This window comes from Flexibacter flexilis DSM 6793 (assembly GCF_900112255.1).
Classification (GTDB): Bacteria; Bacteroidota; Bacteroidia; order Cytophagales; family Flexibacteraceae; genus Flexibacter; species Flexibacter flexilis.
Genome location: NZ_FOLE01000002.1, coordinates 449,148 through 470,466, shown reverse-complemented (window position 1 = coordinate 470,466; position 21,319 = coordinate 449,148). Strand labels below are relative to the sequence as shown.

Genomic DNA, 21,319 nt, shown 5'->3' with positions numbered 1-21,319 from the left:
CTAAAAAACATGAAAACAATAACGGATAACTCATTGGTAAACAGTGTAAAAGCTGTATGGTTGGTGCGCGGTGCGGCGGGCTGTTTGCTGTTTTTTGCGTTGGGACATAGCATCGGGCATTTTACGCGCCATCAAGTAGCTGACCCGCAGGCGCAAGCCGTATTGCTGCAAATGATGACGCACAAATTTGATATGTTCGGGCAGATGCGCAGCTACGACGAAAATTATACGGGCATGAGCCTGAACCTAATTTTTACTTTGTTGGCTTTTGCGGTATTGTTGCTGGTTATTGCCAAGCATTTGCAGGCGGCACCTCAAATGTCTAAACTGCTGCTGGCGGTGGTGGGTTTGTGTGTGGCGGGTTTTGCCGCGACGAGTTTTATGTATTTTTTCCCAGTTCCTGCATTTTCGTGCGTGGGGGCTTGTGTTTGTATTGTATTGGCAATAAGACAATTACCTTCTTAGTGCTACATTTTTTAAAAATAAAAAGGCCAACTCCTCTTCAATTTGGGGGTTGGCCTTTTTTGATGATTAGCTAAATTAAAGCTATTTGCGAGCGTGTGCCACGTGAGCTGTTGTCAAATCACGGAGGTGATAGCTCATCGGTACGTTAGAATCGTACTCTACGGTGCGGCCATCGCTGCGACGTCTGTAAACTTCTACAATGTGTACTTCGCCTTCGGTTACATCGTAATCGGTGGCTTTTCCAATGCTGAAAAGTGGTTTTGCAAGGTGTGATGTAAAATGCTGAACGGTATCCATTTGACCTTCAGCATTTTCGCGAAGCACCCAAACGTCCGAGCAGAATTTGAATGGATTGTTGCTTGAAAGATGCGCATAAACGTCCTCTCCAGCCATAATAGGAAGCTCTGATGCAGAGCGTTGTGCAAATGCTGACACACTGGTCATAAGGAATGTAACGGAGGCAATTAACAAGGTTTTCATAACATTCAGCGTTTAGATGTTGAATTAAGATTGATAATGAAGTTGTAAGTAGGAGTGTATAAATTATTTAGAGTACATCAGCAGCATTTTTTACTGCTTTTGCTTGATTCAAAGTTCTTAAAAAATGATTAAAATTAAGTTACTACATCACTTCAAAATATTACATATTATAAATGTTGATGCACTTCTAAGTATTTGCAAATAAGTGTTTTACACAAATTGTCCACATATGGGTGTTGGATTTTGCCGATATGTTGAAAAACTGGCAAATTTTTTGATACTTTGATTAAAGTAAGGCGGTATTTTTATACCTAAATAGATTTTTCTTAAAAGAAGGAAAAGGGTAGGACTTGTAATGTTATGTCTTTATTGCGCTACTAGAAGTGCCTGCTTGTTACCGAAAAATACTATTTTCGCATAAATCTTGGTAAAAACATTGAATACATCTGAGCGTTAATTTTGGTACAATATTTGGTATATGGCTTATGTGGGCTATTTTTTATCAACAAATGCAAAAAATATGAAAAGTATATTTCGTAAAAATATTGTTATGTCGTTTTTTTTGCTGTGTTTGGCCTTGCCAGCTTTAGCGCAGCGCACTAACATTCCTTTGGGTTTTGGGGAAGAACTGAATTTTCGCGTACACTATGGATTCATCAATGCAGGTGAGGCCACTATCCGAGTTGCCGACAATTATTATAACATCAACGACAAGTATTGCTACCGAATGGAAGTGTTTGGACGTTCTACGGGAGCATTTGAACGTGTGTTGCGCATACGCGATACGTGGGCTTCGTATATGGACACGTCGGCTTTTTTGCCACAAAAGGCTTTTCGTAATATAGAGGAAGGAAAATACCGCCAACGCGACGAAACTTTTTTTGATTACGACCAAAAAATAGCCCGAATCGAGGAGGCCGACGAAAAAACGAAGGTTGTGAATCTGGGGCTTGGCCGCGTAATGGACATGGTGAGTGGCTATGCGTACCTAAGGTTTATTAGCTACGACAAACTCAAAATCAACGATACTATCAAGGTGTCTGGGATGCATGAGGACAAAATTTATAAAATGAAAATCGTGTATCGTGGAAAAGCGCGTGTGAAAACCAAATTCGGGAAAGTATATGCGCATGTAATTTCGCCTGTAATGCCCGAAAATAAATTATTTGATGGCGAAAACTCGATTCGGGTTTGGCTCTCGGACGATGGCAACAAAATTCCACTCAAAATACAAGCGGATATGTTTGTGGGTGCGGTGGAAGTGGATTTGAAAGGTTATAAAAATCTAAGATTCCCGACCACGCTCAAAGCCTCAGGCGAAGAAGACTAAAAGCCAAAATGCCCTACTCATATATAATGTAAGTAGGGCATTTTTTGTGGTTAAATATTTTCCTTCACAAACGAGGCTAATTGTTTTACCAACACCTCATTGATACGCTGATACGATTCAAAAGTCCAGCCTGCCACGTGTGGCGAAAATACAACGTTTTCGCGCTGGGCGAGTCGGTCAAAGGTTTCGATTTGGGAAGGGGAGAGGCTGGCCAGTTTTTCATTTTCAAGCACATCTAAGGCCGCGCCACGTACTTTGCCCGTTTCGAGTGTTTTTTCCAACTCTTGTAGCGGGACTATTTCGCCGCGTGCCGTATTGACGAGCCAAATATTTTTATGAAAAGCATTAATAAAACTTTCGTTTACCATGCCTTTGGTTTCGGCAGTAAGCGGAATATGCAGGCTGAGCAGGTCGGTTTCTTGCTGGAGCGTTTGGAGGCTTACTTGTTGGGCATGCGTGTCTGGCCACTGGGTCAGGTATTTGTCGTAAGCCAACACGCGGCAACCAAAACCGCTGAGTTTGCGGGCAGTGGCGCGTCCCATATTGCCGTAGCCAATAATTCCGACGGTAAGGCTGCCCAGTTCGTAACCTCTGTTGTATTCGCGTAGCCATTGTTTTTGGCGTACTTGTCGGTCGGAAGTGTGCAGTTTGTTGAGCAGGCAAAGCATCAGGCCGACGGCGTGTTCCCCAACAGCATCGCGGTTGCCTTCGGCGGCATGAAATAACCGAATATTGGCGGCTTTTACGGCTTCTAAGTCTATGTTGTCGAGGCCTGCACCAGCCCTTCCAATGAACTGAAGTTGGGAGGCTTTGGCCAAAATTTCGGCGTTGATAGGGGTTTTGCTACGCACGATTAAACCTTGATAATCAGCTATAATATCGAGTATTTCTTCGCGTTTGATGTCGGGGCGATAGTTGGGCGTAATCTCAATGTCTAGTAGCATTTGGGAGATACTAGGGTGCATATCGTCTATGATGAGGCATCGCATGGCAGGTATAAGTTGGTTAAAAAGGGTTATAGTGGGGCTAAAGGTACAAAAAAGGCATTATCAAATAAAAAGGCGTTTTTTTATGTGTTTTTATGGGAAATTCCGTATAACGTTCTAATTTTGGGGCAAGACTAACCGTATAATATGGAATTTAAGGCATTATCTCTGCAAGGAGTAATAGAGATTATACCACGTGTTTTTGAAGATGAACGTGGCTTTTTCTTTGAGTCGTACAACGAAAAAGTTTTTAAAGAAAATGGAATAGCGGATACATTTGTCCAAGACAATCAATCTTTTTCACTGAAGAATGTAGTGCGAGGTTTGCACTATCAGAATGCACCTTATGCGCAGGCTAAGTTAGTGCGTGTAATTAGTGGTCAAGTATTGGATGTTATCGTGGACATTCGCCCAGATTCGGCTACTTATGGCCAGCATTTGAAAGTGATTTTAGATGCTCAAAAGCAAAATATGCTCTATGTTCCTGCGGGCTTTGCGCATGGCTTTACGGCCTTAGAAGACACTGTTTTTGTGTATAAATGTACTAATTTATACAATAAAGCATCGGAATCTGGCATTTACTGGGCAGATGAAACATTGGATATTGACTGGGAAGTAGAAAATCCTATTGTTTCAGAAAAAGATAGAATTTTGCCCCGTTTTAACTAGTAATCAAATCTATGAAAATATTAAAAAGTCTTGTATTGTTTGCTCTTTTGGTTGGGGTGATGTCAAGTTGTTATTACAAGCGAGACCTCATGTTTAGGACAGAGACCTCACTCAATGAGGGTGAGTTTACGACTGCCTTGGAAAAAGTCAAACAAGGCTATCGTCTCAAAAAAGGAGATGTGATTTCGTTTCGTTTGTTTACAAATAAAGGTGAAGTGGTCATAGACCCTAACTACGATTTGGCAAAACTATTGGGCTCAAGCCGTGAAGGAGAAGGATTCACCAAACAAGATGGATCCGCTACACAGTTGTCTTATGTTGTGGATAACAGGGGATATTTATTATTACCAATGATAGGGAAAATATTCGTTGATAGTATTACACATCCCCAATTTGATAGCCTTCTGGCAGTTAAATATTCGGCCTATTATCAAGAACCTTTCATTACATCACAGGTCAGCAGCAGACACATTGTTATTTTAAATGGCACGCAAAGTAAAATCATTCCTTTAGGGCAAGAAAGCATGAATCTTATTGAGGCTATTGCTGCTTTACCAGAAGGTTTGGGTCCTCAATCTGATATTCGTCATATACGATTGATTCGGGGTGATTTACGAAATCCGTCTGTTATGTTGATTGATTTATCGACCATAGAAGGAATGAAAAAATCAGATTTAAGGCTACTTCCTGATGATATTATTTACATAGAGCCTGGCAGAAGTGTGGTTAGGGAAGCGGTAAAAGATTTTGGCCCTTATTTGACTATTTTGACAACCACGTTGTCGTTGATCGTTGTTTTATTTCGTTAAATTTTTTTTAGTATGTTGCAAAACGCAGAAGCTATTAATAATGCACTTGTCGAATTAGAGGAAGAAGAAGAATTAAGAGCAGAGAAGGGAATTAATAGTGATAAATTACTTTCAATTCTTAATAAGAGTCTTTGGTGGATTATTATGTTCGTTGTGGTCGCAACTTTGGGAGCATATACTTATGTTCGTTATACAAGGCCCACTTATGAAGCATATTCTGTATTAAAACTAGATATTAAGCAACAGGCTTCTGGATTGCTTAGTCGCGTTTATTCGGCAACAGGAGAGGAGATGCAAAGCTCTAATCTTTCTGGTGAGATAGAATTGATTACTTCATTTATGCTATACAATAAGGTAATCGATAAAATGGGAGAAAATATACATATCACCTATATGCAAAAAGGTAATTTTGTGTTTTCAGAAATGTATAAAAGTTCTCCATTTAGGGTAGAGTATGAGGTTAAAAATCCTGCATTTTATGATATTCCCGTTGATGTTTTATTTATAGATGAAAAACAATTTTCGCTGAAATACAAGCTCGGAAATGTAAATTATTCTCGTAATTTTAATTTTGATAAAACATACGAAAATCAGGATGTTAAATTTAAAATAACTAAAACACCTTTTTATAAGCCAGACGTAATTAATTACGAATATTTCTTTACTATCAATAGTCGAAATAAATTATTGATGCAGATGTTTTTTAATACGTCTGCTTATATTCTGAATCAGAGTGCGAATACCATTCGGATTATTATCAAAGATCATCATCCGCAAAAAGCGCATGATATTATGGTTACGATTGATAGCGTTTATTTAGAGCAGACACTGGAACAAAAAAATAAAGTTAATGAACAGACTTTAGCATTTTTGAATTCTCAGTTGGATACGACTGCTCAAAAACTGGCAATGTCCGAAAAGGAAGTGGAACGCTTTATTCAAGTAAATAGAGTAATTGATGTGCGCGATCAAGTGGCTGAAATGATTACGCACGTGGAAAAACTCAAAAAAGATAAAATTGAGCTCGAAATCCAAAACTCCTTGTTAATGGATTTGCGCAATACTATCATTAATAACCAAGATATAAGAAAAATTATCCCAGCATTAAAGCACATTAATGACCAAGAATTGGTTGATTTAGCAGAAGCACTAAGCGATTTGCAGAATCAAAAAGAAATGATGTCTTATACGGCAAAAGAAGGGACACTTGCCGCACGACTCAGAGATAAAAAAATAGGCTCAATGGGGGAAGACTTGTTGAAAATTATCAATGAAACAACTCGTTTTTTGGGTAAAAAAATCTCTTTAGTTAATTCGGAAATAAGACAGTACGAAAATAGATTTTTGGCTGTTCCTACTCAAGATAAAGAACTGAATCGCATCAAACGTTTTTACGATTTGAACGAAAAGTTTTATTTGCTTTTGGTAGAGAAAAAAGCAGAATTTAGTATTGCTAAAGCAGGTACTGTCCCTGAATTTCAAATCCTTACAGCTCCCACAGTGCCCACCGTGCCTGTATTGCCTCAACGTGCGAACGTGTATTTGGCTTGGTTGGCGGTTGCTATTATTGCGGGCAGTGCTTTAGTGATTATCCGTTATTTCCTGCAAGACTCCATTGTTACACAAAAAGAACTTGAAAAGGTGGCAATTGCTCCTATTCTGGGTGTTATTCCCACTTATGTAAAAGAACAATTGAAAGTGGCTACCTTGGTAGTGGACAAAAACCCCAAATCCAGTATTAGTGAAGCCCTGCGTTCTATCAGAACCAATATAGAATTTATTTTGCCTCAAAACGGGAATAAACGTATTCTCTCAGTTACTTCTACTATTTCTGGCGAAGGAAAAACCTTTATTTCTATCAACCTTTCGGGTATTTTGGCCTTATCAAATCAGAAGGTTGTATTGCTGGATATGGATATGCGTAAACCTAAGTTACATTTGGCTTTTAGCTCCAATAATGACAAAGGTATGAGTACGATTCTGAGCGGAAGACATCAATGGAAAGAGTGTATTCATAATACACATTTAGAAAACATTGACCTCATTACGGCAGGACCAGTACCGCCAAACCCATCAGAGTTGATTATGCGCCCGAGCTTCAAGGACTTACTCAACGAATTGCATCAAAGTTATGATACGATTATTATTGACTGTCCGCCAGTGGGTTTAGTAACCGATGGTATTTTGGTAATGCAACATGTGGATTTGCCTATTTATGTGGTTCGTTCAGAGTATTCTAAGCGAACTTATGCCAAAAATATCAATAAGTTGGTGCGCGTGAATGGTTTCAAAAACCTGTCTATTGTGCTCAATGGCTTGGACAACTTTAAAACGTATGGCTACGGCTACGGCTACGGCTACGAATATTATAGTGAAGACAAGTCTTCTAAGAAAGGATTGGATCTTATGTGGCTGAGAAGCTTGTTTACAAAACAATAGGGCATATATGATACAATTACTTTCTCAATTGCCTGAACCCCAGTCCTATAATCAGCAAAAGAAAGGCTGGCCATGGACTCTTGAAAGCCAAACCAATCATTTGGAGGCCTCTTTTTTGCCTAAAGTAAGCATTATTACGCCAAGTTATAATCAAGGGCAATATTTAGAGGAAACGATTCGCTCGATTCTGTTGCAAAACTATCCTAATCTGGAGTTTATTATTATTGATGGTGGTAGCAAAGATGAAAGCGTAGAGGTAATCCGAAAATATGAAAAATGGATTACGCATTGGGTAAGTGAAAGAGATAAGGGGACGTATGAGGCGATGAATAAAGGCCTTGCCCAGATGACTGGACAGTATTGGTGTATCGTTAATTCTGATGATATTCTGATGCCCAATGCCATTGCACAGGCTGTGGATTATTTTAGGCAAAACCCAGATTGCCAATGGCTTACGGCTACCACGCATTCCATTGATGAGTTTTCGAGAGTGAAATATACGTTTTTCCCAGAAATGCCTCAGACTAAAGTGGCTGGTTTGTCTTTTTTGGATCGTTGTTGGATTCGCCATCCCGCTACTTTTTTGAGTAGAAAAACGTTTGATACCATTGGTTTTTTTGCGCCGATAGATATACTCGACTACGATTATTGGATAAAATTAGAACTTCATGGGCTGCTCCCTGCTATTATTCAAGAGCCATTGGCGGGTTTGCGTTATCATAGCTCCTGTAAATCCATTGATTTTGAAAAAGCATTATTGCAGAATATTGCACTCCAAAAATCTATTTTAAATCAATTTTTTGGAAATAATGCGCCTGCCCAAAAGCAAATTTTGGATAAAATACATCAAATTCAAGTAGAGTATTATCAAGTGATAATCAAAAGAAATATTTTTCAAGGAAATATCTCAGAGGCTAGAAAATACTGGATTGAATTGTTTAAATATCAACCAACACTCGTTTTTAAAAGATGGTTTTGGGGGCTATTTACGAGATTTTTTACGCGAAAAGTAGAAGAAAAAGAGTTTAATCCTTTTCTTTTTTTACGTTCATAGCAGCACAAATTCCTTATAATTTTCAAAAATGAAATTATTATTTCTTAGCCCAAATAGCGAGATAGGTGGTGCAGAAGCGGTTCTGATTGAAGATATGCTGGCATTACAGGCGCACCACGATATTCATGTCATATTGCCTGCCGAAGGAACGATTTCTAAAAAATTAAAAGGCACTAAAATTATAGTACATATTGTACGTTTTGATTGGTGGATTGCTACGCATTCACTTACGTTTATTCAAAAGATAAAATTTACGCGCGGCTATATTATTTCAACACTTAAAATAAAGAAAATTATAACTAATATATCTCCTGATACACTGATTACCAATACAATAGCGACACCAGTAGCAGCAATAGCCGCCGCTTTGGCAAGTGTTAAACACATTTGGTATATACATGAATTGGGTAAGGAAGATCATCATTTGTCCTTTTTTTTTGGTGAAAAAAAATCTTATTATTTGATCAATAAACTCTCTAATCGAATTATAACAACGTCTTTTTTAGTACAGAAAAAAGTAGCGGGATACATTCCTGATAATAAGATAGAAACAATATATTGTAGCGTTGAAATCCCAAATTCAGAGCAATTTATTTCTGCTGAAAATCCATATAAAATAGCATTAAATTCTCCCTTAAAATTATTGATTACTGGTAGAGTGGGAGAGGGAAAAAGGCAAGAAGATGCTGTAAAAGCATTAGAAATTCTGATAAAGAAATATGATATACCTGCTCAACTTACGATTGTTGGTGATAGAGGAGGCGAATATTCTCAACAAATTAAAGATTATATTCAACAAAATCAATTATCAGCATTTGTAGATTTTGTTCAGTTTACAGACAATATATATAAATATTACCAAGAAGCTGATTTTGTATTTATTTGCTCGCGTTGTGAGGCCTTTGGGCGTGTAACAATTGAGGCAATGAAGTTAAAAAAAGTTGTTTTTGCATCCGACGCAGGGGCAAATCCAGAACTTTTAGGCAACAATGAACGAGGTATATTATATCAAATGGGAGATGCAGAAGATTTAGCACAAAAAGTAGCACAAACGATGCAACACCCTATTCAATTGCAACAAATTAGCCAACGTGCTTTTGAGTGGTCTTGGCAGGTCTGTAACACTAAAACTCATCTCGATAACTTGCTAAAAACAATTCAAAATGCTTGATATTTCTGTCGTTATTGTTAATTATAATACTTTCACGCTTACGTGTCAGTGCATTGAGTCTGTAATTCAAAAAACGCAAAATGTTAGCTACGAAATTATTTTGGTAGATAATGCTTCTGCCGAATGTGATGCCGATTTATTTAAGCAAAAATTCCCTGAAATTACGCTGATAAAAAGTGCTGAAAATGGTGGCTTTGCCAAAGGAAATAATTTGGGAATAGCACAAGCCAAAGGCGAATATATTTTGCTACTTAACAGCGATACTGAGCTGATAAATAATGCATTATATGAGACCGTAATGGTAATGCGAGCCAACCCCAAAGCAGGCGTAATGTCAGGCAAATTACTGTATCCTGATGGGCGAGTGCAGGGCGTAGCGGGGCGTTTGCCGAGTCTCAAAATGGAATTTGAGGAGCTTTTACGCTTAAATAAATCGCTTACTCCTGCGCAGCGTGCTATTTATTATTTAGGTAATGAATTTGACTACGAAACTACATTAAATGTTGGTTGGGTTTGGGGGGCTTTTTTTGTTTTTCCAGCCAAAATTTTACAACAATTTCCCCAACATAAATTACAAGATGATTTCTTTATGTATGGCGAAGATTTGCAATGGTGTTGGTACATCAAAGACTTGGGCTATGATATAATGTATTCACCAAAACCTGTAGCTTATCATTATATTTCGGCCAGTTCTAAAATAAATGAAGAAGAGAAAGCATTAAAAAAATCTTTACCCAATTTGGTATTATTAATGCGCAAACAAAAAGGATATTTTTATACGAGTTTTTATTTTTTGATAAAGGCATTGCATTTGCTTTCATTAAGAAATAAAAAAGACCTACAAAAAGCGATTGCTACACTTAAAATCGCATTTTCTTAGCATTGTTTTATGACAAATCAGCCCAATATAGCTTCTATTTCTGTTATTATTCCTGTGAAAAATCGAGCAGGATTATTGGAAATAACGCTGGATAATATTTTTGCTCAAACGCTTTTGCCCGCCCAAGTAATTGTGGTGGACGATGGCTCTACCGATCATTTGCCGCAGGTGATAGCCAAATACGAAGGCCGCGTTACTTGCATCCCAAACGAGGGCAAAGGGCCAGGGGCTGCGCGTAATACAGGCCTGAAAATAGCTGATACAGCGTTTGTGAAGTTCTTTGACTCTGACGATGTCATGACGAAAAATTGCTTGCAAGCCCAATACGAAGTTTTGCAAAAAACAGGTGCGCCACTTGTTTATAGTCCGTATATTCACGCCATAGAGCAACCTGATGGCTCTTGGTTGCGGCAAGGTGCGATTGTGCAGTACCAGCCTTTTCCTGCCACCCAAACGCTGCGAGCGTGTATGGCCTATAATTTCTTTACCGTAATTCCTGGTTTTATGTTTCGTCGGGAATTTTTGGAGAAATTGGGCGCGTGGCGCACGGATATTACGGCTTACGAAGATTGGGATTATTTGTGGCGCATCGGCAAACTTTGCCCCAATCCTGTTCATACCAACCAAGCGGCCATGATTTATCGCTTGCATGGGGCGCAAACCACTGGCGCACATTTCGATAATACGCAGCGCGACAAAGAAAAAGTAATTTGCCTGAAAGATGCGTTAGCTGCCGCACAAGATTTGTCGCCGTTGGATAAATTAGCTTTGACGAATATCTTGTGGAAAACGCTTAAATCATTGGCGCATTTGCCCGAATATCAGGCTGTTTTGGCGCAATATGATAGCCCTGCAATGCCTTTTATTTCTCTTTATTTAAGATTAAAAAATAAGTTGGAAAGACTCAAAACACACTCGGATTGGACAACGATGCATGGCGTTAGTAATTCGGAAGAGGTTTGGGGACAGTACGCTAAATTGTTATAAATCAAAAAATTATACTAAAAAATGAAACAAGTTGCCGTTATTGGTGCGGGCGTGTCGGGGCTATCGGTTGCCCGAATGTTACAATCCGCCGAGTGTGAAGTAACCGTTTGGGAACAAGCCGACAAAGTGGGTGGCCTTGTCAAATGCGACCGTGTCCACGACAATCTTTTTCATAAAGTGGGCGGCCACGTGTTCAACAGCCGTAACAAAGCTGTTTTGGATTGGTTCTGGGGACAATTTGACCAAGAAAATGAGTTTATTAAGGCGCGTCGCAATGCCAAAATCTTGATGAATGATAAAATTATTGGTTATCCTGTTGAGAATTATTTGCACCAGTTGCCTAAACAAACCGTAGAAAATATTCTGTCGGATATGCTCGCTTTGCGCGGTACGGACAAAAAACCACAAGATTATCCGAACTTTGAGGAGTTTTTGCGTAGCAATTTTGGCCAAACATTATACGAACTGTATTTTAAGCCTTACAATTACAAAATCTGGCATACGGATTTGGCGCAAGTGCCGCTGGGCTGGCTCGATGGCAAATTGCCGATGCCCAACCTCAAGCAAATGCTTTTGAGCAACATTGTGCGCGAAGAAGAATCTACAATGGTTCACGCCTCGTTTTTCTATCCGCGCGAAGGTGGCTCTCAATTTATTGCCAATCGTTTGGCCGAAGGTCTAAATATTTGGTTAAATACTGGCCTACATTCCATTGAGCGAGATGGAGGACAATGGCTTCTTAATGAAGAAGTTACGTATGATGAAGTGGTTTATTGTGGCGATGTGCGCAAACTTGCTTCCTTGTTTGTACACCCAGACGCAGCTACCAAAAAGGCTTTGGAAGCAGTTACTGCCCTCAAATCGAATGGCACATCAAACTTGTTTTGCGAAACTGACGCGACAGATATTTCTTGGCTGTATTTGCCTAATGCCCACATCAAAGCACATCGCATTATTTACACAGGCAATTTCAGCGAAACCAATAGCAGAGGTTCTAAACGTAGTACTTGCGTAGTGGAGTTTTCGGGAGATTATACTTACGAGCAAATGTGCGAGGAAATCAAGAAGTTGCCAGGCAATCTTTCGCCAATTTCCCAAAACCATGAGGCAAACTCGTACGTTATTCAGGAAACTGATACGCGCGAACGCATCCAAAATCTCAAAAATTTGACCGAACCCAATGGCTTGTATTTGCTGGGTCGTTTTGCGGAATGGGAATATTATAACATGGATGCAGCCATTGAAGCGGCAATGGCTTTGAGTGGTCGTATCTTGGCATAATAAATTTTTAAACAATTTGAAATAATTTGTCGTTAATATCTGTTAACTATATATTAACGATAAATTGTTTCAGGTTATGGTTGCAACAGAAACCAATGTATTAGAAAAGGCAATGATTGTACTGGAAAATGCCAGCGCATGTGCCTTGTACTTACCAGAGTATAGTGCTATTGTTTGCGTTGTCAAGAGAGAATTTATTATTCGTTCTGATTTTAGGGCATTGTTTGAAACCGTAGGTGCTGCAGCGCGCATCTATTTGCCCAATAAAATCATTTTTGATATGCGTAAAATGGAAGTTTTTGACCAAAAAATAATGACGTGGTATCATACCGAATGGAAACCCCGATTATTTAAGGAAATTGGTCTGAAAAAGTATCGAAAGTTATTGCCTCAAAACAAGCTTTTTCGAAAATATGTAGCAATGAATCGCGAACAACTCGCCAAACAACACGCCTTTGATTTCAGTGTTTTTGATATTCGCCATTGCGAGACGATGGAACAGGCACTCGAATTTTAGAAAATTATTTTTTGTGATTAACACGAACCTTTGTGCTATGATGGCGCAAAGGTTTTTTATTTTGCTGTGTTAAAATTTGTTGAATTGTTATTGTTTTTTGTTAAACAATTGTGACGTGCCGTGGGTTATATTTCTACGTTTCACACTAAGCATTTTAGAAATATGATTATATCAGAACAACATGATTTGATACTGGATAATTTCAGTACTTATGCTTATTATGTCGCGGAACATAAAGCCATTGTTTGTGTTGCTAAAAAAGAGTTTATCGTTCGCGCTGATTTTGAAGCATTGTTTTTGGCAGTAGGAGAGGCCGCCAAAAAGCATTTGGCCGAGAAAATCGTATTTGACAAGCGTAATATGCACGTGTTTGACCAGTCGGCTATGACGTGGTATTATACCGAATGGAAAACCAAGTTATTAAACGAAATCGGGCTTAAAAAGCATCGCAAACTTTTGCCCGAAGACAAACTTTTTAGAAAAAGTGTTGCCATTGGCCGCGAAAGAATTGCCCGCGAACATGGTTTTGATTTTTCGCTTTTTGATGTCCGCTATTACGAGTTGCTCGAAGAAGCCTTAGAAAACTAATGCCATTCAAAAACAAAAAAGCCTTTGTTCTGTGATAGTACAAAGGCTTTTTTGTTTGTAACGTATTTATTGGTAATTAGTTACGGTTTAGACAGTTAAGGTCTTCAAACGCAAGTTTCAAACGTTTAACGAAAGATTCTTCGCCTTTGCGCAACCAAACGCGTGGGTCATAGTACTTTTTGTTTGGCGAATCAGCACCTTCTGGGTTGCCGATTTGTCCTTGCAAATAAGCTTCTTTCGCTACATAATAATCTTTTATACCTTCCCAGAAAGCCCATTGCATATCTGTATCAATGTTCATTTTGATCGCACCGTATTCGATCGCTTCGCGGATTTCTTCGCGTGATGAACCCGAACCGCCATGGAATACAAAATTCACTGGCAAATCACCTGTATTGAATTTCTTTTTGATGTAATCTTGAGAGTTTTTCAAAATTACTGGCTCAAGTTTCACGTTACCTGGTTTGTAAACACCGTGCACGTTACCGAAAGCGGCTGCGATGGTAAAGCGTTCACTTACAGCGCGTAGTGTTTCGTATGCTTGTGCTACTTCTTCAGGTTGTGTGTAAAGGTGTGAGCTGTCCAAGTGGCTATTATCCACGCCATCTTCTTCGCCACCCGTTACGCCCAACTCAATTTCTAGCGTCATGCCCATTTTGCTCATGCGCTCAAAGTATTTTTTGCTGATAGCCAAGTTTTCTTCCAAAGGCTCTTCCGAAAGGTCGAGCATGTGCGAGCTGAACAAAGGCTTGCCATTTTTCTCATAAAATTTCTCACCAGCATCAAGCATCCCGTCTATCCAAGGCAACAATTTTTTGGCGGCGTGGTCTGTGTGCAAAACTACCGATACACCATAAAGTTCGGCTAACGTGTGTACGTGTTGTGCGCCAGAAATAGCCCCAGCAATGCAAGCTTGCAATTTATCGTTTGGTGCGCCTTTGCCCGCGAAGAATTGTGCACCACCGTTCGAGAATTGAATGATAACAGGCGAGTTTACGGCCTTTGCAGTTTCCATTACGGCATTGATAGAATCTGTACCAATTACGTTTACGGCAGGAAGCGCAAAGTTATTTTCGTTTGCGTAGTTGAATAACGCTTGTACTTCGTCGCCTGTAAGTACACCAGGTCTGAATTTGGTTGTTGTTGTCATCTGAATAAAACTGAGTAGAAATAAAAAAGTGTTAAAATATTATGACCAAATAAATATCCACAGTCAAACTTAGCCAAAAAAACTAGATAAAAAAATCAAGCAACTATTCGCTTTCATTTTTGCAGTAGAGAAATATAAAAACGAAATAAATGACTGAAAATCAATATGATATTTGGCAAACGTTTGTTTTTTCCCAATTTGAGCAACTATTTTGTTTTTTGTCCAATAAAACTCGTGTTAGTTGCAATTTGGTTGTAAAGATAAAAATGCGTTTTTAGTATCGCAAACGATTGCAGATTTTTTTATAAAAGTTATAAAGAATAATGGTGAAGCTTGCAAAATTGCAGGTCGATGATAAGGATAGATAAGCAATACGAACCGCTTGTCCAGTAAAATATGGATTTCAAGTAATTTGAGATGTGTTTTTGCTCTACTTTTTGAAAATTTAGAAATAGCTTTCGCACAACATCTGAAAAAGACTGTTACTTTTTTCTCTCAACAACGGTCTTTATGTTTATCTTTTTTAACACGAATCTACATGAACAAACTTTTCAGAGCTTGTGCCGCTGTACTGCTTTGCACGACATTTAGTTGTACACCCATTATGAAAATGGCTTACGGCATCAAAAATCCAAAGATTGAAACCGACCAAAGCCTTTTGAAAAAATCCAAAAAATTTGGATTTCGGACAGATAATTTGGCTACCGTCAACGAAGCCGATTATTTGCTGGTGCTGCAAAAAAATGGTATTCCCGACGCGAATATTTTTGACAAAGAAGGCCGCTACATCGAATACCGCGCCACCGAAGAATCGTGTAATGCGGGGCTTTTTAGTTACATCCCCAAACTTGGCACGGACACCGCGCACAAATACACGAACGTAACCACGCTACAAGCTGAAACGCAACGCCTGCGCGACCTGAAAGGCAATGCTTTTACTTCTTTGCCCGAAGCGGATTATTATGTGTTTATTTATTGGGCGGCCTTTACGGGCAAGCTCAACAAAGACCACGTAAAAGCGTGGGAAGAATTGGCCGCCAGCAACAAAAAAACGAAAATTGCGGTAATAAAAGTGAATCTGGACATTCAGGATTATTGGACGCCAGCCTTTAAAAATGAGATATATAGTTCGATGAACAAAAAATAATCTAAAAAGGTCAACGCTTAAAGTGTTGGCCTTTTGTACTTGTTGGGCAATAGCACAAGCCAAACGAAATAATTATATCAGATAAATTCTTGAAAATTAAAATATGTTTTGTACGAACATTGCGCAAAACCTTCCACAGAATTTATTTACTTTGCAGCCCAAGCCGTCGGGCTGTTGATTTGTATAAAAATAATTCTACCAATAGGCTCAAGGCATTGAGCCAAGCATCGCAAATGAAAAAGTACACTTTCACCGAAAAAAAAGACACCCGTTCTGGATACGGAGCTGGTATGTTGGAGTTGGGACGTAAGAACCCGAATGTTGTAGCACTTTGCGCCGACCTGATTGGCTCGCTCAAACTCAACGACTTCGTTAAAGAATTTCCTGACCGCTTTTTTCAAATAGGTATTGCCGAAGCCAACATGATGGGCGTGGCGGCTGGTTTGACTATCGGCGGCAAAATTCCGTTTACAGGTACGTTTGCCAACTTTTCTACGGGACGTGTGTACGACCAAATCCGTCAGTCTATCGCGTATTCGGGCAAAAACGTAAAAATTTGTGCTTCGCACGCGGGGCTTACTTTGGGCGAAGATGGCGCAACGCACCAGATTTTGGAAGACATCGGTCTGATGAAAATGTTGCCAGGCATGGTCGTGATTAACCCTTGCGACTACAACCAAACCAAAGCCGCAACCCTTGCCATTGCCGACTACGAAGGTCCTGTTTATTTGCGTTTTGGCCGCCCAGTAGTGCCAGTATTTACGCCAGCCGACCAAAAATTTGAAATTGGTAAAGGTGTAATGCTCAACGAAGGCAAAGACGTAAGTATTTTTGCAACAGGCCACTTGGTATGGGAAGCCATCAAAGCAGGCGAAATGTTGGAGGCTGAAGGTATTGATGCAGAAATTATTAACATACATACAATCAAGCCATTAGATGCGGAAGCTGTGCTTAAATCTGCTGCCAAAACGGGTTGCGTCGTAACGGCTGAAGAGCACCAACGCCATGGTGGTTTGGGCGATAGCATCGCACAATTGTTGGCTTTAGAATTGCCTACGCCATTGGAAATGGTTGCCGTAAACGACAGCTTCGGCGAAAGCGGTACGCCAGACGAACTAATGAAAAAATACGGCCTTGATGCTGAAAACATCGTAGCTGCTGCCAAACGCGCAATAGCTCGCCGCAAATAATTTTTCTTTCCAAGAAAACAAAAAAGGTGCAACTGATCAGAGCTGCACCTTTTTGTTTTAAACCAAATCTTCTTTTTTGTTTTTGGTTTCGTAGCCGCGTACACGAGACGAAAAATTTCCTGCGTTGGCCAAATCCAGCATTCCAAACCCCAAATTAGAGTATTCCCCAAAGCCGCAATCATATACAAATTGCTGTACGGCAGGCTCGGCTAACAAGGTAAAAGGCATGGTGTAGCCACGCACTTCTACTTTTTTGTGTTGGGGATAAGCCGCGTACACGCGTGCAAATTTTTTGTCCTCAGATTTTAGTTTCTCTAAATAATCTTTGTCGGGAACTACCTGAAACTTATAGAATTGTGCTGTTTGCTCGTGCGTAAACAAGCCAGAGTTTTCCATACGGTTCATGGTAGATTCGTAAAGCCAATCAGAAAATTCGTCTTCTTGTGGACTGATAAAACGGCGTTGGTCTGTGCTGCCATCTTCCAAGCAGGGGACAATCGGAGAAATACAAACGTATTTCTGCTCTTGCGATAAAATAGGGTTGTCTTCTTGCAAAACACTTTCGGGGCTAAGGCGTAGCTGCCCCACCATTATATGCTTTTTTTCAAATAATTGTGCTATCATTTCACTAATAAGCACTTCATTTGGGCACGCAAATACAATAGTTACTCGATTTGACAATACCGTAAGGCCTGCTGCCGAAATTTTCATTTGGCCTTTTAACCCCGAAAAAGAATAAAAATCGTAGTCTGCGTAGGTTTTCGGGACGAGTTCCTGAAAAACTTGAGCCAACAGATATTGGTGGTGAAACGGTAGCGTTGCCCCCTTGTTCTGAAGCGAGAAAATAATGCGTACTCTCATTGAATGGTTCGGGTAAATGATGATAAAAATTAAGGTTTATAATTTCGTAGGCTAAATATATGCAGATGTTAATGTATAACAAAATGTTTTTTTAGCATATTTTTAAACAAAACACCAATGGCCATTTGTACGTTTGTTGCTTAGGTAATGTTTTCTTACTTTTGAAAATTGAGCCAGTATGTTGGTTGCGGCGTTTTCTGCTACGGAAAAGCCTTTTTTCTTTGGTTTTCGATGGAACAAACTCGTTTTTTATTGCCCGTTTCGGCGTGGTATTTGTTGCCTTGCCTGTTGGCGGGAGTCGTGTATGCGTATCTTTTGTACAGCAAAAAAGCTCCTTGGAGCAAAAATTTAAACTACACGCTGGCCTTTTTGCGCTTTGTGGTGGTGAGCTTTTTGGCGTTTCTGTTGCTCAATCCGCTTATTAAAACCAGCCTGAGCCTTATCGAAAAACCTTGGGTGGTGTTGGCCATAGACAATTCCGAGTCGGTGGCGGCTACTACGCGCCCCGACAGTCTGGCGCATTTGCAACAAAAGTTACAGCATTTGGCCGACCAACTCAAAGCCGATGGCATTAATGTAGCCGTACAAACACTTGATGGGCAACATAATAGCCAATTAGACAGCATAAAATTTAATCAAAAATCTACTGACCTAAACCAAATGCTTTCGGGGCTGCAAAGCACTTACGAAAATAGGAATTTGGCTAATGTGGTATTGGTTTCGGACGGTATCAGCAACGCGGGCGTTTCCCCGACGTATCAGGCCTACAACTACAAAGTGTTGTCGGTGGGTTTGGGCGATACTGTTCCTAAAATTGATGTAACACTCAGGGCTTTGTATTTCAATAAGATAGCTTATTTGGGAAATAAATTTCCGCTCAAAGTCGAAATACAACAGTCGGGCTACACAGGCCAAAAAACAGATGTTTTGCTCAAACAAAACGGTAAGATTTTGGACAAAAAATCTGTAACCTTCAAAAATGGTTTTGTGGAAGCCGACTTTTTGGTAACGGCCAACGCCAAAGGACTGCAACATTTGGTAATAGAAGTCGTACCGCTCAAAGGCGAATTTTCTACCAAAAACAATGCTGCACACGCTTACATAGACGTAATTGACGGCAAAGAAAAAATCTTGATTGCCGCCGCCGCGCCGCATCCCGACATCAAAGCCGTACGCAGTGCTATTGAACAACAAGCTAACTACGAGATAGTTACCTACATTCAGGGCATCGACCAACTCAAAGAAGGCGAACGTTACGACCTCGTGATTTTGCATCAGTTGCCCGACCAACGCGGCAGTTTGCCTACCGCCTTACAACAATGGATAAACGACGGCACTACGCCTGTTTGGTTTATGTTGGGTACAAATTCTAACGTTCAGATGGTTAATAGTTTGAATAATATTCTTAAAATTGATGCGCGTGTAGGCCAAACCGACAAAGTAACAGCCAGTTATAACAAAACTTTCGACAAATTTATTTTTGAAGAAGAACGTCAATTTGTGTTCCCGAAATTGCCGCCGATGACCGTGCCGTATGGCGATTATACGCTGGCGGGTGGCACAGAAATTTTGCTCAAACAACAAATTGGGGCTTTGGCAAGCGAAAAACCGTTGTTGGCGGTGGGGCAGTCGCAAAACAAAAAATCTGCGATTTTGTTGGGTGAAGGCCTGTGGCAATGGCGTTTGCAGGAGTACGCCGACACCAAATCGCACGCGGCAACAGACGAGCTAATCCGTAAGTTGGTGCAATATCTTTCGGCCAAAGAAGACAAACGCAAATTTAGAGTATATCCGCTTGAAACAGAAGTATTTGAGTCGGAAAAAGTAGTGTTTGAGGCCGAGACGTACAATAACATTTACGAGAAAATTTATAACCAAAAAGTTGATTTGCGCGTCATCTCCGAAGCGGGCAAAGTACAACAATTCTCGTTTGTTACGGGCGAAAATGCTTCACGTTTTGAGGTTGGAAATTTGCCCAATGGCATTTATAAATATGTGGCTACCACTACTTTGGGCGGCAAAATAGAAAAGTCGGAAGGAGAGTTTACGGTACGCGAGCAGCAACTTGAAAAGCTCAACACCACCGCCGATTTTGGGCTGTTGCGCGAGGTGGCACGCCAAAATGCGGGCACATTTTTCAAGGCGAATCAGCTTGGCGCATTGGAAGATTATTTGAAGAAAAACCAGCCCAAAGGCTTGGTACACGCCGACGAACAAACGCAAGAACTCATCAATCTGCGTTGGTTGTTTTGGGTGCTGCTGGGGCTGATTAGTGCCGAATGGTTCTTGCGCAAATGGCGTGGAAGTTATTAGAATCTGTTGGTTACCAGTCGATTTTGTAGGAAATATTTGTAAATTGTCATTTGCTTTTTATCGCTTTAGCCCATGACTACGCAAGAAAAATATATAAATCCTTTTACGGATTTTGGTTTTAAGAAATTGTTTGGTTCAGAACCGAACAAAAACTTGTTAGTGAGCTTTTTAAATGAAATATTGAAACTCGATATTGTGGAGCTTACTTATAAGAAAACCGAACATTTGGGCGCGTCGGATTTGGACAGAAAAGTCATTTTTGACTTATACTGTGAAAATGAGCAAGGCGAAAAATTTATCGTGGAGCTACAAAAAGCGCGGCAAAGTTTCTTTAAAGACCGTTCTATTTTCTATGCCACTTTTCCGATACAAGAACAAGCGGAAAAAGGCGATTGGAACTACGAACTGAAGGCGGTTTATACCGTCGCGATTCTGGATTTTTGCTTTGAAGACCAATTCAAAGACGATTTGAAAGTAGAAGTTCAGCTCAAAGACAAGGCGCAAAACCGTGTTTTTTACGAAAAACTCACGTTTTTGTATTTGCAAATGCCCAACTTCCAAAAGTCAGAAAATGAACTGGAAACACTGGAAGACAAGTGGTTATATTTGTTGAAGAATTTGCATAAGTTACAAAATCGGCCTGTGCGATTGCAAGAACGCGTTTTTGCGCAGGCTTTCGACACGGCAGAACTGGCAAAACTGGACGCAACCGAGCGCACGGCCTACGAGGACAGTTTGAAATATTACCGCGATGTCAAAAACTCACTGGATACCGCTAAAGAAGAAGGCCGCGAGGAAGGGATAGAAGAAGGTATTGAAATTGGAATGGAGCTTGCAACTATCAAAGGGATTCAAAAGGCTTTAGCACAAAATATTTTAAATATAGAGCAAATTGCTGCTGTATTTGATGTATCCGTTGAGTTTATCCTAAAAATAAAAAATGGAAAAATTGGATAATGAATCAATGACTTACAAATAAAAAAAGCCGACAATCTATGCAGA

20 protein-coding genes are annotated in these 21,319 nt (G+C 39.9%); 16 read left to right on the top strand and 4 right to left on the bottom strand.

Features of this window, described 5'->3' with window-relative positions:
• The first annotated feature begins 9 nt into the window (after positions 1-9).
• Entirely contained in the window at positions 10-465 is a 456-nt protein-coding gene (locus BM090_RS05805) for an LIC_13387 family protein (RefSeq protein WP_091509038.1), read from the top strand.
• Positions 466-546: 81 nt separating this feature from the next.
• Here BM090_RS05805 and BM090_RS05800 read toward each other — a convergent pair whose 3' ends face one another.
• Entirely contained in the window at positions 547-945 is a 399-nt protein-coding gene (locus BM090_RS05800) for a hypothetical protein (RefSeq protein WP_143083883.1), read from the bottom strand.
• 520 nt (positions 946-1,465) lie between these two features.
• On the opposite strand from BM090_RS05800, the gene BM090_RS05795 reads away from it, so the two are divergent.
• Entirely contained in the window at positions 1,466-2,275 is an 810-nt protein-coding gene (locus BM090_RS05795; RefSeq protein ID WP_177199844.1) for a DUF3108 domain-containing protein, read from the top strand.
• Between the two features lie 50 nt (positions 2,276-2,325).
• On the opposite strand, the gene BM090_RS05790 is transcribed toward BM090_RS05795, so the two are convergent.
• Positions 2,326-3,264: an NAD(P)-dependent oxidoreductase gene (locus BM090_RS05790; protein ID WP_091509027.1), complete on the bottom strand. Its 939-nt coding sequence runs from the start codon at positions 3,262-3,264 to the stop codon at positions 2,326-2,328.
• A gap of 144 nt (positions 3,265-3,408) precedes the next feature.
• On the opposite strand from BM090_RS05790, the gene rfbC reads away from it, so the two are divergent.
• The 10 genes from rfbC to BM090_RS05740 all read left to right on the top strand — a co-directional run bounded on the left by rfbC (position 3,409) and on the right by BM090_RS05740 (position 13,656).
• Positions 3,409-3,930 (top strand): dTDP-4-dehydrorhamnose 3,5-epimerase, encoded by a 522-nt coding sequence (gene rfbC, locus BM090_RS05785; protein ID WP_091509024.1) that lies wholly within the window; start codon positions 3,409-3,411, stop codon positions 3,928-3,930.
• 11 nt (positions 3,931-3,941) lie between these two features.
• On the top strand, positions 3,942-4,739 hold the full coding sequence (locus tag BM090_RS05780; RefSeq protein ID WP_091509021.1) for a polysaccharide biosynthesis/export family protein: 798 nt from the start codon (positions 3,942-3,944) through the stop codon (positions 4,737-4,739).
• Positions 4,740-4,751: 12 nt separating this feature from the next.
• Positions 4,752-7,178 (top strand): polysaccharide biosynthesis tyrosine autokinase, encoded by a 2,427-nt coding sequence (locus tag BM090_RS05775; RefSeq protein ID WP_091509017.1) that lies wholly within the window; start codon positions 4,752-4,754, stop codon positions 7,176-7,178.
• A gap of 7 nt (positions 7,179-7,185) precedes the next feature.
• The gene (locus tag BM090_RS05770; protein WP_091509014.1) at positions 7,186-8,232 is read left to right on the top strand and encodes a glycosyltransferase family 2 protein; all 1,047 of its coding nucleotides are present in this window, start codon (positions 7,186-7,188) and stop codon (positions 8,230-8,232) included.
• 28 nt (positions 8,233-8,260) lie between these two features.
• Complete coding sequence (locus BM090_RS05765; RefSeq protein WP_091509011.1) at positions 8,261-9,403, top strand: glycosyltransferase; 1,143 nt, start codon at positions 8,261-8,263, stop codon at positions 9,401-9,403.
• Positions 9,396-10,283, top strand: coding sequence for a glycosyltransferase family 2 protein (locus BM090_RS05760; protein ID WP_091509008.1), 888 nt, complete (start codon positions 9,396-9,398; stop codon positions 10,281-10,283). Before BM090_RS05765 ends, BM090_RS05760 begins: the two co-directional genes overlap by 8 nt.
• Positions 10,284-10,292: 9 nt before the next feature.
• Positions 10,293-11,270 carry a glycosyltransferase family 2 protein gene (locus BM090_RS05755; protein ID WP_091509004.1) on the top strand — a complete coding sequence of 326 codons (978 nt, stop codon included), beginning with the start codon at positions 10,293-10,295 and terminating at the stop codon, positions 11,268-11,270.
• Between the two features lie 21 nt (positions 11,271-11,291).
• Positions 11,292-12,551 carry a protoporphyrinogen/coproporphyrinogen oxidase gene (locus BM090_RS05750; protein ID WP_091509000.1) on the top strand — a complete coding sequence of 420 codons (1,260 nt, stop codon included), beginning with the start codon at positions 11,292-11,294 and terminating at the stop codon, positions 12,549-12,551.
• A gap of 76 nt (positions 12,552-12,627) precedes the next feature.
• A complete protein-coding gene (locus BM090_RS05745; RefSeq protein ID WP_091508997.1) occupies positions 12,628-13,068 on the top strand; it encodes a hypothetical protein in 441 nt (146 codons plus the stop codon).
• A 162-nt stretch (positions 13,069-13,230) separates the two neighbouring features.
• Complete coding sequence (locus BM090_RS05740; RefSeq protein WP_091508993.1) at positions 13,231-13,656, top strand: hypothetical protein; 426 nt, start codon at positions 13,231-13,233, stop codon at positions 13,654-13,656.
• Positions 13,657-13,732: 76 nt separating this feature from the next.
• On the opposite strand, the gene fbaA is transcribed toward BM090_RS05740, so the two are convergent.
• A complete protein-coding gene (fbaA, locus tag BM090_RS05735) occupies positions 13,733-14,806 on the bottom strand; it encodes a class II fructose-bisphosphate aldolase (RefSeq protein WP_091508989.1) in 1,074 nt (357 codons plus the stop codon).
• 538 nt (positions 14,807-15,344) lie between these two features.
• On the opposite strand from fbaA, the gene BM090_RS05730 reads away from it, so the two are divergent.
• A complete protein-coding gene (locus BM090_RS05730) occupies positions 15,345-15,953 on the top strand; it encodes a hypothetical protein (protein WP_091508986.1) in 609 nt (202 codons plus the stop codon).
• 233 nt (positions 15,954-16,186) lie between these two features.
• Positions 16,187-17,143, top strand: a complete 957-nt coding sequence (locus BM090_RS05725) for a transketolase family protein (protein ID WP_091509498.1) — start codon at positions 16,187-16,189, stop codon at positions 17,141-17,143.
• Between the two features lie 57 nt (positions 17,144-17,200).
• On the opposite strand, the gene cas6 is transcribed toward BM090_RS05725, so the two are convergent.
• The gene (gene cas6, locus BM090_RS05720; RefSeq protein ID WP_091508982.1) at positions 17,201-18,004 is read right to left on the bottom strand and encodes a CRISPR-associated endoribonuclease Cas6; all 804 of its coding nucleotides are present in this window, start codon (positions 18,002-18,004) and stop codon (positions 17,201-17,203) included.
• A 168-nt stretch (positions 18,005-18,172) separates the two neighbouring features.
• On the opposite strand from cas6, the gene BM090_RS05715 reads away from it, so the two are divergent.
• Positions 18,173-20,317 (top strand): VWA domain-containing protein, encoded by a 2,145-nt coding sequence (locus BM090_RS05715; protein WP_143083882.1) that lies wholly within the window; start codon positions 18,173-18,175, stop codon positions 20,315-20,317.
• Between the two features lie 72 nt (positions 20,318-20,389).
• Positions 20,390-21,274: an Rpn family recombination-promoting nuclease/putative transposase gene (locus BM090_RS05710; RefSeq protein ID WP_091508942.1), complete on the top strand. Its 885-nt coding sequence runs from the start codon at positions 20,390-20,392 to the stop codon at positions 21,272-21,274.
• The last annotated feature ends 45 nt before the right edge of the window (positions 21,275-21,319 follow it).